The 12,652-nt window shown below is 71.8% G+C and carries 13 protein-coding genes; 6 read left to right on the top strand and 7 right to left on the bottom strand.

Going from position 1 to position 12,652, the window contains the following annotated elements:
• Positions 1-11 precede the first annotated feature (11 nt).
• On the top strand, positions 12-683 hold the full coding sequence (locus tag ACXJ3V_RS11185) for an esterase/lipase family protein (protein WP_457100382.1): 672 nt from the start codon (positions 12-14) through the stop codon (positions 681-683).
• A gap of 25 nt (positions 684-708) precedes the next feature.
• Here ACXJ3V_RS11185 and chrA read toward each other — a convergent pair whose 3' ends face one another.
• On the bottom strand, positions 709-1,926 hold the full coding sequence (gene chrA / locus ACXJ3V_RS11180) for a chromate efflux transporter (protein ID WP_457100381.1): 1,218 nt from the start codon (positions 1,924-1,926) through the stop codon (positions 709-711).
• A 181-nt stretch (positions 1,927-2,107) separates the two neighbouring features.
• Between chrA and ACXJ3V_RS11175 the strand changes: the two genes are divergently transcribed.
• The 4 genes from ACXJ3V_RS11175 to ACXJ3V_RS11160 all read left to right on the top strand — a co-directional run bounded on the left by ACXJ3V_RS11175 (position 2,108) and on the right by ACXJ3V_RS11160 (position 4,841).
• Positions 2,108-3,022, top strand: coding sequence for an alpha/beta fold hydrolase (locus ACXJ3V_RS11175; protein ID WP_457100380.1), 915 nt, complete (start codon positions 2,108-2,110; stop codon positions 3,020-3,022).
• Entirely contained in the window at positions 3,019-3,423 is a 405-nt protein-coding gene (locus ACXJ3V_RS11170; RefSeq protein ID WP_457100379.1) for a patatin-like phospholipase family protein, read from the top strand. Before ACXJ3V_RS11175 ends, ACXJ3V_RS11170 begins: the two co-directional genes overlap by 4 nt.
• 86 nt (positions 3,424-3,509) lie before the next feature.
• Positions 3,510-4,064, top strand: a complete 555-nt coding sequence (locus tag ACXJ3V_RS11165) for a ribonuclease H family protein (protein WP_457100378.1) — start codon at positions 3,510-3,512, stop codon at positions 4,062-4,064.
• A 195-nt stretch (positions 4,065-4,259) separates the two neighbouring features.
• Positions 4,260-4,841 carry a hypothetical protein gene (locus tag ACXJ3V_RS11160; protein ID WP_457100377.1) on the top strand — a complete coding sequence of 194 codons (582 nt, stop codon included), beginning with the start codon at positions 4,260-4,262 and terminating at the stop codon, positions 4,839-4,841.
• Positions 4,842-4,857: 16 nt separating this feature from the next.
• Here ACXJ3V_RS11160 and ACXJ3V_RS11155 read toward each other — a convergent pair whose 3' ends face one another.
• On the bottom strand, positions 4,858-6,117 hold the full coding sequence (locus tag ACXJ3V_RS11155; protein ID WP_457100376.1) for an FAD-dependent oxidoreductase: 1,260 nt from the start codon (positions 6,115-6,117) through the stop codon (positions 4,858-4,860).
• A 4-nt stretch (positions 6,118-6,121) separates the two neighbouring features.
• The gene (locus ACXJ3V_RS11150) at positions 6,122-7,027 is read right to left on the bottom strand and encodes a LacI family DNA-binding transcriptional regulator (protein ID WP_457100375.1); all 906 of its coding nucleotides are present in this window, start codon (positions 7,025-7,027) and stop codon (positions 6,122-6,124) included.
• 99 nt (positions 7,028-7,126) lie between these two features.
• On the opposite strand from ACXJ3V_RS11150, the gene ACXJ3V_RS11145 reads away from it, so the two are divergent.
• Positions 7,127-8,161: a zinc-dependent alcohol dehydrogenase gene (locus ACXJ3V_RS11145; RefSeq protein ID WP_457100374.1), complete on the top strand. Its 1,035-nt coding sequence runs from the start codon at positions 7,127-7,129 to the stop codon at positions 8,159-8,161.
• A 2-nt stretch (positions 8,162-8,163) separates the two neighbouring features.
• On the opposite strand, the gene ACXJ3V_RS11140 is transcribed toward ACXJ3V_RS11145, so the two are convergent.
• From ACXJ3V_RS11140 to ACXJ3V_RS11125, 4 genes are read right to left on the bottom strand one after another with little or no spacing between them, the layout of a single operon-like run.
• Positions 8,164-9,807 (bottom strand): CDP-alcohol phosphatidyltransferase, encoded by a 1,644-nt coding sequence (locus tag ACXJ3V_RS11140; RefSeq protein WP_457100373.1) that lies wholly within the window; start codon positions 9,805-9,807, stop codon positions 8,164-8,166.
• A 20-nt stretch (positions 9,808-9,827) separates the two neighbouring features.
• The gene (locus ACXJ3V_RS11135; protein WP_457100372.1) at positions 9,828-10,574 is read right to left on the bottom strand and encodes a RibD family protein; all 747 of its coding nucleotides are present in this window, start codon (positions 10,572-10,574) and stop codon (positions 9,828-9,830) included.
• Positions 10,571-11,617, bottom strand: a complete 1,047-nt coding sequence (locus ACXJ3V_RS11130; protein WP_457100371.1) for a lysylphosphatidylglycerol synthase domain-containing protein — start codon at positions 11,615-11,617, stop codon at positions 10,571-10,573. The genes ACXJ3V_RS11135 and ACXJ3V_RS11130 overlap by 4 nt, the downstream gene beginning before the upstream one ends.
• Positions 11,614-12,651, bottom strand: coding sequence for a glycosyltransferase family 4 protein (locus ACXJ3V_RS11125; protein ID WP_457100370.1), 1,038 nt, complete (start codon positions 12,649-12,651; stop codon positions 11,614-11,616). The genes ACXJ3V_RS11130 and ACXJ3V_RS11125 overlap by 4 nt, the downstream gene beginning before the upstream one ends.
• Between the last annotated feature and the right edge of the window lies 1 nt (position 12,652).

Below are 12,652 nucleotides of genomic sequence, written 5' to 3'. Positions count from 1 at the left end.
ATCCTCAGGGGGTGGCTGACCGGCGGAGAGTGCTGTCGTGGTGGGTGAAGGACTACGCCTTCGCCGCGCACTGGCAGATCCAGTCGTTCCTCGGTTCCCGCGACGGCGAGAAGTTCCGCACCGGCACGGGACGGCCGGTGCTCATGCTCCCGGGGATCTGGGAGACCTGGGGTTTCCTTCGGCCGCTCATCGAGCCCCTGCATGCCGCCGGACACCCCGTGCACGTGCTCCCGGCGCTGCGTCGCAACGGCCGGCCGGTCGCCGACACGGCGCGGCTCGTCGCCGGGTACCTCGAAGAGCACGACCTGCGCGATGTCGTCATCGTGGCGCACAGCAAGGGCGGGCTCATCGGCAAGTACCTGATGACCGAGCTCGACCCGCAGCAGCGCATCCACAGCATGGTCGCCCTGGCCACGCCGTTCGCCGGTTCGATCTACGCCCGCTTCATGCTCAGCCCGAGCCTGCGGTCGTTCTCGCCGACCGACCCGACCACCCTGCATCTGCAGAAGATCATCGACGTCAATTCCCGGATCACCAGCATCTCGGGGGTCTTCGATCCGCACATCCCGGGGCTCTGGGAGCTCGAGGGCGGCACCAACCACACGATCGACACCGGCGGGCATTTCCGGGTGATCGGGCAGCCCGAGACGATCCGGCTCGTGGTCGAGGCCGCCGCGGCGTAGTGGTTCTGCCCGGACGTCGCCGGGGTCAGGCGAGGCCGACCAGGATGCCGCCCACCGCACCCACGATGACGACGCCCCATGCCGGCATCCGCCATGCCATCAGCAGCACGAAGCACAGGAGCGCGAGCAGGAACGACGCCGGGTCGATGATGGCGCCGACGAAGACCGGGTCGTAGAGTGCAGCCGCGAGGATCCCGACGACCGCGGCGTTCGCCCCGCGCATGACCGCCTGCGCGAGCGTGCTGGTGCGGAAGGCGTTCCAGAACGGGAGCACGCCGACCAGCAGCAGGAACCCGGGCAGGAACACGGCCACGAGGGCGACCGCCGCGCCGACGATGCCTCCTGGACCGACAAGGGCGAGCACCCCCAGATAGGCCGCGAAGCTGAACAGCGGCCCGGGCACGGCCTGGGCCGCGGCATACCCGGAGAGGAACTCGGTGGGGGTGACCCATCCGGTCTGGACGACCTCGGCGTCGAGCAGGGGAAGTACGACGTGTCCGCCGCCGAATACGAGGGCCCCGGCGCGGTAGAACGCGTCGAACAGGCTGAGGGCGCCCGATGAGACCGCCGCCGCCGCGATCGGGACGCCGATGAGGAGCACCGTGAACACTCCGAGCGACAGCCAGCCGGCCAGGCGGCTGACCGGGAAATCGACCCGCCCCACCGGCGGCGCGGCGGTGTCCCGGCAGAAGACCAGGCCGGCGAGCGCACCGACGATGATCGCGACGACCTGACCGGCCGAGCCCGCCATCAGCACGGCGAATCCCGCGGCGACGACGGCGATCGTGGCCCGCTGCGGGTCGGGGGTGAGGGTCCGGGCCATCCCGGCCACCGCCTGGGCGACGATCGCGACGGCGACGATCTTCAGACCGATCAGGATGCCGGAGCCGATCACCCCGCGGAAGAGCGAGGCGCCGTAGGCGAAGCCGACCATGAGCACCGCCGATGGCAGCGTGAATGCCAGGAAGGCCGCGAGCGCGCCCAGCGGACCCGCCCGGAGGAGTCCGAGCCCGAATCCGACCTGGCTCGACGCCGGCCCCGGGAGGAACTGGCAGAGTGCGACCAAGTCGGCGTACGCCTTGTCGTCGACCCACTTGCGGCGCACCACGAGATCGTCGCGGAAGTAGCCGAGGTGGGCGATCGGCCCACCGAACGACGTCAATCCGAGGCGGAGGAAGGCGAGGAAGACTTCGCCGACCGTGCCCTCCGGCGCTGCCCGGCTGGGCCGCGGTGCAGTGCTCATCGTGGCTCCGATGCGAGTGCGAACCGGGCAGGGTGCCCGCGATCGCGAGCCGGCTGCTCGCGGTGCCCACTGTATCGGCGGGCGGCGGGTTCCTTGACGGCGGGCCCTGCATCTGGCACCGTGCGAAGGGGGAGCGCACGCCCGGAACATCACCGGTGGGCGCCGCTCGGAAGGGGGAGGAATGCCGGACTCAACCCGCAATGCTCGACAGGCGAAGCACATCGAGCGGCGCACACCGCGGCACCCGGCATCCGCTCTCGCTGAACGCTGGACGGTCGTCGACGGGGTCCCGATCTTCTACCGCGAGTCGCCCGAGAAGCCGGACGCCCCGGCCATGATGCACGTGCACGGCTTCGGGCTGTCGGGACGATACCTGCTGCCCACCGCCGAACTGCTGCGCGACGACTTCCACACCCTCGTGCCCGATCTCCCGGGATTCGGACGCAGCGGCAAGACCCGCGGCGGACTCGACGTGCCGGACCTCGCGCATGACGCGATGCGGTTCCTCGACGATCGCGGAGTCGAGCGCGCCACCCTCGTGGGCAATTCGATGGGGTGTCCCGTCATCGTCGAGTTCGCCCACACTTTTCCCGAGCGCATCGAACGGGCTGTCCTCGTCTCCCCTGCCGGCGGCCTCTACAACCAGCCGCTGGGCCGCGCCATGGGTCAGCTCGCCCGTGACGGCGGCCGCGAGCCCCCCAAGCTGGTCACGGTCGCCACCCCCGACTACGTGCGCTTCGGCGTCCCCAGCACGTTCCAGATGTTCCGCGCGCTCACCAAGTACCCCACGCTGGCGCGGCTGCTCGAGCTGCGCATCCCGACTCTGGTCGTGGTGGGGACGAAGGATCCGCTCATTCCGGGGCCCTCGCGCGTCTCGGAGATCGCCGAGCAGACCGAGAGCCACGTGCTGCTCGTCATGCTCGAGGGCGCGGCGCACGCGATCAACTTCAGCCACCCGAGGGAGCTCGCCCACCTGATCCGGCTCTTCATGGCCGATCAGCCGATCACGGATCTTCCCGGAGGGAAAGGGCATTCGCGGGTCTTCGAGCTGCACCGCGGCATCCACCATCCGCGTCCAGCGAGCCCGCCCGCGTGATCCAGCCCATCTGGGTGCTCGGCGGCGGCGGTGTTGCGGGGATCGCGTGGGAGATCGGCATCCTCACCGGTCTCGCCGACGAGGGTGCGGTGGTCGCCCCGGACGCGGTGGTGCTCGGCACGAGCGCCGGCGCAGTCGTCGGAGCCCAGGTCACCAGCGGCATTCCGCTGGCGGAGCTCTATGCACGACAGGAAGCCGGCGTGCCGTGGGCGCGCATCGCCAGACAGCGAGCACTTCTCGCTCCCGATCGCCGCGTCGAGATTCTGGTGCACGACGCCGACTCCCGGCGCGCCGCCGGACGCGACGTCATGGATCGCTCGGTCGCGCCCGAGCTCGTGGCAGCCGGGCGTGCGCAGGGGCGGCGCGAGGCGGAACGCGTGAGAGCCGCCCTGCAGCGGTGAGCCGCTGCCGCGTGTGAGTCCCTTTTCGCGGAGGAGCCGGTGTGGGGCACGATGGAAGCCGGCATAGGGCGACGACGGGATGGACGATGACCGACACCTACACGGTCGCAACCGACGGCGCATGCAAGGGCAACCCCGGCCCGGCCGGCTGGGCGTGGGTCGCCGAGGATGGACACTGGGCTGCCGGCTCGGTGGTCGAGGGAACCAACAACATCGGCGAGCTCCTCGGCCTGCTCAACGCGCTGCGCGACCACGCCGCGGTGGCGGATCTCACGATCCAGGCTGACTCCCGGTACGCGATCGACACTTATACGAAGTGGATGTCGGGCCATGCGCGGCGCGGCTGGAAGACGGCATCCGGATCCCCGGTCAAGAACCGCGAGATCCTCGAGCAGCTCATCGAGCAGCGCGACGCTCGCCGTGCCGTAGGACTCCCGGATGCCGTGCTCGAGCATGTGCGCGGGCACTCGGGTCACGTGCTGAACGAGTGGGCCGACGAGCGCGCGGTCCGAGCCTCGCAGCACGCGGAGCGGGGGCTCGAGAGCGCCTGGTCGTCGCACGGCGGACAGGAGCGTCTCGACGTCGGCGCCGCGCCGCCGAAATCGGCCGGCGACCGGAACGCGGCACGCAAGCGCGCCTGACCGACTGCTCGGGGGTCTCCGGAAGGGGCATCCACGGCGTGTCGCCGGACCCCCGGCGCGCACGCGGCGAAGGATCACCCGGAGTGGTGGGTTGCGCTTCCGTTCCCGAGCGCGGCCTGCGACGATTCAGGTCGGAGCCGGCTTTGAGCGGGCGGATGACGGACCGCGGGCCTCGCGCCCTCCGGAGGAGGTTTCATGTCGGGCAATCGGACGGCGGAGCGCGTGCGGCGCGGCATGGCGATCGTGGCGATCGCCGCGGCGGGGGCGCTGCTCGCGGCCTGCGGCAGCGGCATCACCCTGCCCAGTCCGACCGGCACCCTCCCGACGCCGACCGCGACGATCGAGCTGCCGACCCCGACGATCACCCTCGAGCTGCCGACCCCGACGCCCCGCCCGACGCGGACGCCCATCGTGCGCCCCAGCCTCACACCCAGCATCGCGCCGACCGTGGCCCCGACGACGGAGCCGACCGTCGCCCCCACCACGGCACCGACCGTCGCCCCCACCACGGCACCGACTGTCGCCCCCTCGGTGGCTCCGACGGTCGAGCCGAGCGCGACGCCGACGCCTACCCCGACAGCGACTCCCACGCCGACCCCAACCCCGACCGCGACCCCAACCCCGACCGCGAGCACGTCACCGAGCCCGGAGGCGGGCGCGCCTACGGACGAGGCCACCGGGGCATGGCTGCCGTGGGTGATCCTCCTGGGCCTCGGAATCATCGGCGCCGTCGTCTACCTGCTGGTGCGACGCCCGAGGCCAGGCGCCACGCCGTAGCGCGCGGCCGCGCGGCCTATTCCGCTGCCGCGAGCCGGCCCAAGCGCGCGGATGCGGGGGCGAGTCGCTGCGCGACGTTGACGGCGGAGCGGATGGCGCTCTCATGCGAGTCGGCGTCGTCCATGTAGAGTCCGGCGAGCCACAGGCCGTGCGCTCCGTGCAGCGCCTTGAGTCGGCCCTGGGCGTCGAAGTAGTCCGCATCGACCATGCCGTGCTCATACTTCGCGACGGCGTACAGCGGCTCGGGAAGCTCCTGGTCGAACGTGACCCAGCTCTTGAACACCGGCAGGCCGCGCTCGGGATTCCAGATCGACAGCGAGCTGTGGCATCCGTCCCACCGGGCATTGACGACCGACCATGCCGACTCGCTCCGCGGCATGAGCCGCCGATCCCCGTGGATCGCGATGGTGGTGTCGAAGTACTTGAGGCGCCGCAGCTGCGCGCAGAGCTCGTCCGCCTCGGGGGATGATCCGAGGAGGTGCAGCGCCTGACGCGCGTTCGTCGCCACAACCACCTGATCGAAGGACTGGCGCCGACCGTCGGCGTCCTCGATGGTCCAGCCGTCGGGGTCGCGGGTGAGGCTGCGCACCGCGGAGTCCCGGCGGAGCGTCGCTCGCTCCAGCGACCCGACGAGCGCGTCGACGTAGACCCTGAGACCGCCGTCGATCTCGCTCTGGTCGGGGGCGCGCAGGCCCGTCGGCATGTTCGCGCCCAGGTAGTACAGGGCGTTGTAGGCCGTGAACCGCTGGAAGTCGGATGGCTCGACGCACCAGAACGCGAGCAGGAGAGGAAGCAGGAAGCTGTCGACGAACTCCCGCGGCAGGCGCTGCCGCTCGAGGTATTCGCCGATCGTCAGGGTTCGGTCGTGCTGCGCGAGGAACGCGGGCACGTCGACGAGGAACCGGCGGAACCGGATCAGGGTGCGCAGCGCCCGGGGGGTGAACGAGGCCCATACCGGCCGGCCCGCCCGCAGCGGCGGCATCACGACGGGGCGCTCGCGCGCCGTGCCGTAGACCGTCAGCGTCGCCGGATACGACCGCCGCGGCACGTCGAGGATGTCGAGCAGCCGGTTGAACGTCGCATAGGCCGCGCCCGGCGCGAAGAACTGGAACCCGGCATCGATGTCGAGGCGGTGGCCGTCCGCCTCGATCGTGATCGTGTGCGCGTGGCCGCCGAAGCGGTCGTCCTGCTCGAAGAGCGTGACGTCGTGCTCATGCTCGAGCAGCCACGCGCTCGCCAGGCCCGCGGCCCCGCCGCCGATGATGCCGACTCTCATCTTCCTAGGCCGACTCGCGCTGGATGATCTGGGTCGGCGCCGGGCTCGCGTCGCCGACCGGAAGCCCGAGCACCTGTCGTGCGGTGCGCCGTCCGTAGGTGCGCGCATCGATGCGGATGGTCGTGAGCGCCGGGCGCCACAGCGCCGCCTCCGCGGTGTCGCCCCAGCCGATCACCGCGACCTCGTCCGGCACGGTGACGCCCTCGTCGTGGAGCGCAGCGAGCACCTCGAACGCGATCGCATCCGTGAGCGCCGCGATCGCGGTGGCGTCGCCGATCCGGGCCCGCACTCCTTCCGATCCGGCTCCGACCGTCAGCACGATGGGCTCCGCCATCTCGAGTCGGGATGCCGCGGACCGGATGAAGTCGACCATCAACGGGTACATCAGCCCTTCGCCGGAAGGGGAGGCGATGGCGATCCGGTCATGCCCGCGGCTCTGCAGATAGCGGACCTGCGCCAGGTAGTGCGCGGCCATCCCGTCATTCCAGCCCCCGTCTGGGACGCCAGCCTCGGGGTGGGCGTAGATGCCGGCGAGATCAACCGTGGCACGCGGGTTCACGGCGGCGACGGCCGCCTGGGTCGACGCATGCCCGGCCCCGGCGAACGTGACGAACAGGCCGAACCCCGCCGCTACGAGCTCTTCGTCCATCCCCTGGATGAAGCCGTCGAGCACCGGAGTGCGCGGAAGCCCGCCGAGGTCGAGAACGATGATGCGCGACGCCCCCTCGCGCAGGGCCCGCGCGATCGGGTGGGCGGTGTAGCCCAGTTCGGCCGCGGCGCGACGCACCTTGGTGCGGGTCTCGGGCGAGATGGTCTGCCCAGGGGTGTCGTTCATGACGAAGCTCACCGTGGCCGGAGAGACCCCGCTCGCGCGGGCGACATCTCGCATGGTCGCCCTGCGACGCTCCATGAGTCTCCCCCTGGGCCCGAATCTTCGGATGCTGCGTTCAGACTCCGCTGCTAGTCTAGACACTAATCCGAATTAGTTCCCGATCCGATGGAGCATCCCATGCAGACCCTGACCACCATGAAGTCACTGACCGTCACCGGCCCTGGAGTGGCCGAGTTCGTCGAGACCGAGCGCCCGCCGGTCGGTCCCCGCGATGTCGCGGTGAAGATCAAGGCGTGCGGCATCTGCGGCTCGGACGTCTTCTACGTGCAGCGCGGCGGCATCCCTCCCCGCGACAGCCACACTCCGCTCGGCCACGAGCCCGCCGGCGAGATCGTCGAGGTCGGGGCCGAGGTGACCGGCGCCGCCGTCGGCGACCACGTCGTCATCAACCCGATGGCGAACCGCGACGGCATCATCGGCAACGGCGGTGCGCAGGGCGCCCTGTCGGACGAGGTCGTGCTCTTCGATGCCGAGGCCGGCGTGCACTTCCGGGTGATCCCCGACGAGGTGCCGTGGGCGGTCGCGGCGCTGAACGAGCCGATGGCGGTCGCGTACCACGGCGTCAATCGCTCTGGCGCGGGCGAAGGCTCGAAGGTCGTCGTCTTCGGCGCGGGACCGGTCGGCCTCGGCGCCGCGATCGGCTTCAAGTCCAAGGGTGCGGCACACGTCGTCGTCGTCGACATCCAGCCGAGCCGCCTCGAGCGTGCGCTCCTGATCGGAGCGGATGCCGTCATCAATTCCGCCGAGGAGGATGTGGCCGAGCGGCTCAAGGAGCTGCACGGCGAGGTTCCAGGATTCATGGGCCGGGGCTCGAAGGCCGCCACCGACGTCTACTTCGACGCGGCTGGTGCGCCGATCGTGATCGACACGGCGCTCAAGGCCATGCGCAACCGCGGCGTGCTCACGATCGTGGCCGTGCACAAGAAGCCGGTCGAGCTCGACCTGCAGGAGCTGCTCACCACGGAGCCCGACATCCGTCTGGCGATGGGGTACCCGACCGAGATCTTCGAGGTGACCGACTCGATCATCGAGCACTGGGACAAGTACCAGCACATCATCAGCGACATCGTTCCGTTCGCCGAGGCCGAGCGCGCGATGACCCTCGCGTCGACCCCCGGCGCGGCCGACAAGGTCGTGGTCGTCTTCGACTGACCTCAGGGGGTGAACGCGTCCAGGAAGCGGTCGCGGAAGCGGTCCATCCGCCAGACCGGAGCGTCCGGAGACGGCAGCACGCCCGGCTCCCAGTGCCACTCGGCCAGCGCCGCGAGCACGGCCGGGTCCTTGGAGATGATCGAGATCGGCACGTCGTAGTCGGCATCCTGGCCGCTCACCACCCTCGACGGCTGATGGTCGCCGAGCACGACGAGGACGAGGTTCGGCTGGTCGTAGGTGTGCAGGAACGAGAACATCGTGCCGAGCGTGTACTGCACCGACTGCCCGTACAGCTGCTGCACCCGCTTCGGGTCCTGCCAGGCGACGACCGGCGCGATGCCCTGGGCAGGCTGCGGGTCGAACACCGACCCGTCGCCGAGCTGCGACCAGGGCACAGGCTGGGGCAGCGGCGTCCACGGCGTGTGCGATGACACGAAGTCGATCTCGGCCATGACCGGAGCGTGCGGCTGGGCGAGCTCGGTGTCGTAGAAGTGCTGCCAGGTGAACTGGTCGGGGATCCGGGCGTAGCTGAACGTGGGCCCCGCATAGCCCATGTTCAGGGAGTTCACCATCGAGTCGTAGCCGTAGAAGCTCTTCCCCTCGTCCCACGGCTCCTTGTTGGACGGCACCACCGAGACGGTGCGCCAGCCCGCATCGTGGAACGCGCGCGTGAGCGAGAGCCGGTCTTCGGTGAGCAGCCGGCTGTAGTTCTGCTTCGAGTCGACCCAGACGCCGGTCTGCAGCGTCGAGTGCGCGAGCCAGCTGACCCCGCCGAACGTGGGCGACGTGAGGAACGCGCTCTGCGCCGAATACCCGTCCTGGGCGAGCAGCGCCCCGCCAGCGCGCAGCACGCGAAGAACCCCGGGCGAGAAGGTCGAGTCCTCGACGGCGACCCTGCCGTAGCTCTCCAGGAATGCGAAGACGACGTCCTTGCCCCGCAGCGCCGCGAGGAGCTGATCGGAAGGGATGCCGCGCATCGCGTCCGTCGCGACCGCGCGCTGGAACTGCTGCTGGTCCCGGATGCCCTGAGCGGTGCGCACCGAGGTGGCGGCGAGCTCGGTCGAGGCATCCGCTCCTGCCAAGGGGACCCCCGGGATCAGCTGCGCCCCGACGGCGGCGCCGAGGATCCAGATGCCCGCGACCGCGACGGTCGCGACCCGCCCGCTGCGCTCCGAGGCGCGGGTCACGCGCCCCGCGCGCAGGGCCGCACGCGCGAGAGCCACCACGGCGGCGGTCACCAGCGCGACCAGGAGAGCGACGAGCAGGAAGGCGTTGCCGGTTCCGGTCGCGTCACTCACGACCCCGAAGGCGCTGACGAGGCTGGACGCGTCATCGGTGAGGCTGAACGCCCGGTCGACGGTCGCCTCGAAGCCGAGGTCGAGCGCCGTCAGCACGGTCGCGGCGATCACCAGCGCGGCGAAGACGCCGGCCACGACCCCGCGCAGCCACCGGGTCGGCAGCGCCACGAGCAGCACGACGACCGCGATCGACTCGACGGGCAGCGCCAGCAGCGCGGCCGGTGTGCCCGCGGCGAGCGCACCGGGAAGCAGCGGCACAACGAGGAGCGCCGCGAACGCGACGATCGTCGCAGCCGATGCCCGGCTGCGCGGGAGAAAGGTCGCCGATTCCCGGCGATTCTGCCCCATTCCCTCGAACATCGGCCCGCTCACGGCTGGCGGAGGGACCCCGCCGAGGCGGACTCGGAGTCCGACCCGGCCGGCAGCGACCGGCCATCGAACCGGTCCGAGAGCGCGTAGCGCAGCAGCACGACGTCCGCGATCGCCCGCGACTCAGCGAGCCGCGCGCGCCGAGATGCCGTCCACGGGAATCGGCCCGCCTCGACGAAGCGCGGCGCCCCCGGCTCCCCGACGAAGAACGGGGCGATCACGAGCTGCAGCTCGTCGGCGAGCTCGTCCACGATGAACTGCGTGTGCAGGTGCCCGCCGCCCTCGACCATGAGCCGGCGGACGCCCCGGTCGCCGAGGTCGCGCACCACGGCGCCCATCGACACGTCCCCGCCGACGCCGATGACGGTCGCCGCGCCGCCCAGCTTCGCCGCGATGCGGCGCGCGGTCGCCTGCGGGCAGTACACGAGCTTCTCGACGTCCTCGTCCGCAAAGAAGGCGGCGTGCGGCGAGAGGTCGCCGGTCGCCGTCACTGTGACCTTGATCGGCGAGCACGACCTGCCCGCGGCGAGGCGCAGGAGCCGGCGCTCCTCGCTGCGCACCATCAGGTGCGGGTCGTCGCGCCGAACGGTCGACGCGCCGACCATGATCGCGTCGCTCTCAGCCCGCAGCTGGTCGACCCGATCGAAGTCCGCCGCGTTCGACATGGCGAGCTTGCACGGGGTCGCGCGGTCGAGGTATCCGTCGATCGACATCGCACAGCTGAGCAGCACATAGGGCCGGGTCACGATGCCCTCCCCCCGTTCCGGGCGACCAGCCGGCGGCGACGGAGAGCGGATGCCGCGACCACGGCCGCGCCGGGCAGCACGGCGATCATCGCCAGCACCCCGAACGCCGTCGAGGCCGCGACGCCGGTGGCAGCTCCCAGGCCGGCCGTCCCGAACGCCCACGCCGCGATGCCTTCGCGCGGGCCCCAGCCGCCGAGGTTCAGCGGGATCGATCCGGCGAGCACCACGATGAGCGCACCGGCGGTCAGCCGCTCCGGCGACGCGTCGATGCCGACGGCGATGCAGGCGACGACGAACGTGGCCACATGGCACAGGACGACCACGATCGACGCGACCACCACGATGAGCACGGTGCGGACGGTTCCGAACGCCTGCCGCAGCGCGGCCAGCTCGCGCCTGATCGCGGCCCGGGCGCGCCGACTCGTCGTCGCCGCGATGACGATGGCGGCGCAGGCGACGACGACCACGAGAAGCGCGGTGCCCACAGCGGGAGCGTAGGCCGACATTCCGAGAACCGCCAGCACCACCGCTGCCAGGACGAGCTGCACCGCCTGACCTGCTGAGCGCTCCGCCGCGACCGCGCGCGACGCCTGCGCGACGCGACCCTGGTCGAGGCCATGCGCGACGGCCCGGTGCACATCGCCCACGACCCCGCCCGGCAGGACCGTGTTGAGGAATTGCGAGCGGTAGTACGCCCCCATCGCCTCTCGACGCCCCAGCGTCAGACCGAGCCGCCCGGCGAGCACGCGCCACCGCCAGGCCGCGGCGGTCGTGGCCAGCGCGGCGAGCGCAAGCGCCGCCGCGACCGCGGGCAGCGACACCGAGGCGAGGCCTCGCAGGAACGGCTCCGCGCCCACCGCGAGCGCGAGCGCGAGGAGGATGCCGCCGCCGACCGCGACCCGCACCCACACGCTCAGCCGCGGCGACGCGAGGACCGCCCGCACGCCGGTCGGCGGCCGAGCCTCGGTCACCGATGAGGCGCCGGTCACCGACCGGACGCCGGTCTTCGGCGCTACGCCGGTCGCCCGCACCAGGAGGGTCACCGGGCCTCCTCGAGGCTCGCGCCGATCCGGGCGACGGTGTCGCTCCACTGCGGGAGCCGCGCCCCGGCTCGCTGGGCTCCGGCCTTCATCCGCGAGCGCAGGCCGGGGTCGATCATCCAGTACTCCAGCGCCTGCCGCAGCGCAGCAGGCTGGTCCGGCGGCACGAGCACCGCCGCGGCAGGGGAGACGGTCTGGGGCACCCCGCCCACACTGCTCGCGACGATCGGGATGCCGCGGCGCAGGGCCTCGCCGATCGCCATGCCGTAGCTCTCGGCGCGAGAGGGCGCGACGAGCAGGTCGGCCCGGCGGTAGGCGGCGTCGAGGTCGTCCCGGCCGAGCACGCCCGCCATCGTGATCCGGTGGGCCACACCGGCCTCGTTCGCGCGCGCCGTGATCCGCTCCGCGAAGTCCGGCCGCGCGTCGAGCGACCCCGCGATCGTGCAGGTCCACTCCGGCTGGGCGGCGAGTGCCGCGAGCGCCTCGACCAGCGTGTCCTGTCCCTTGTGCGGGGCGACGACGCCGACGCACAGCAGCGCGCGGCCGCTCGGAGTGCCAGGGGAGAAGACGGCGGCATCGGCGCCGGGGGTCGCGACATCGATCCGGTCGGCCGGCGCGAGCCCGCGGCGCACGAGTTCGCGCTTGGTCCACTCGCTCGTCGCGATCACCCGGTGCGCCGCCCGCAGCGCCCTGCGCTCCCGGTCGATCCCCTGCGGGTCGGCGTCGGGGAACGCCGCCGACACCATGTGGGCGAGCACGACGATGCGCAGGCGTCCGGCGGCGGACTCGACCGCCTCTGGGGAGCCGGTCGCGACGAGGCCGTCGATGAGCACGAGCGCCCCGTCCGGCAGACCGGAGAGCACCGCATCGGCCTCGGGCGCGGCATCCGTCTCCACCTCCGTCAGCTGCACGTCCCACCCTGTCCCGGCGAGTCCGTCGCGGATGTGCCGGTCGAAGATGTTGCCGCCGCTCACCCGATCGGGGTCGTCGATGCCCGTGGGGACCAGGAAGTGCACGCGCCCCGGTGCCCCGCTCACG

This window comes from Microbacterium sp. P5_E9, assembly GCF_054049175.1.
This window is presented reverse-complemented; position numbering and strand designations above follow the sequence as displayed.

Excerpts from the sequence above, each read along its gene's own strand:
- chrA (WP_457100381.1), bottom strand. The coding sequence starts at position 1,926 with ATGAGCACTGCACCGCGGCCCAGCCGGGCAGCGCCGGAGGGCACGGTC.
- ACXJ3V_RS11175 (WP_457100380.1), top strand. The coding sequence starts at position 2,108 with ATGCCGGACTCAACCCGCAATGCTCGACAGGCGAAGCACATCGAGCGG.
- ACXJ3V_RS11165 (WP_457100378.1), top strand. The coding sequence starts at position 3,510 with ATGACCGACACCTACACGGTCGCAACCGACGGCGCATGCAAGGGCAAC.
- ACXJ3V_RS11160 (WP_457100377.1), top strand. The coding sequence starts at position 4,260 with ATGTCGGGCAATCGGACGGCGGAGCGCGTGCGGCGCGGCATGGCGATC.
- ACXJ3V_RS11155 (WP_457100376.1), bottom strand. The coding sequence starts at position 6,117 with ATGAGAGTCGGCATCATCGGCGGCGGGGCCGCGGGCCTGGCGAGCGCG.
- ACXJ3V_RS11150 (WP_457100375.1), bottom strand. The coding sequence starts at position 7,027 with ATGGAGCGTCGCAGGGCGACCATGCGAGATGTCGCCCGCGCGAGCGGG.
- ACXJ3V_RS11145 (WP_457100374.1), top strand. The coding sequence starts at position 7,127 with ATGCAGACCCTGACCACCATGAAGTCACTGACCGTCACCGGCCCTGGA.
- ACXJ3V_RS11140 (WP_457100373.1), bottom strand. The coding sequence starts at position 9,807 with ATGGGGCAGAATCGCCGGGAATCGGCGACCTTTCTCCCGCGCAGCCGG.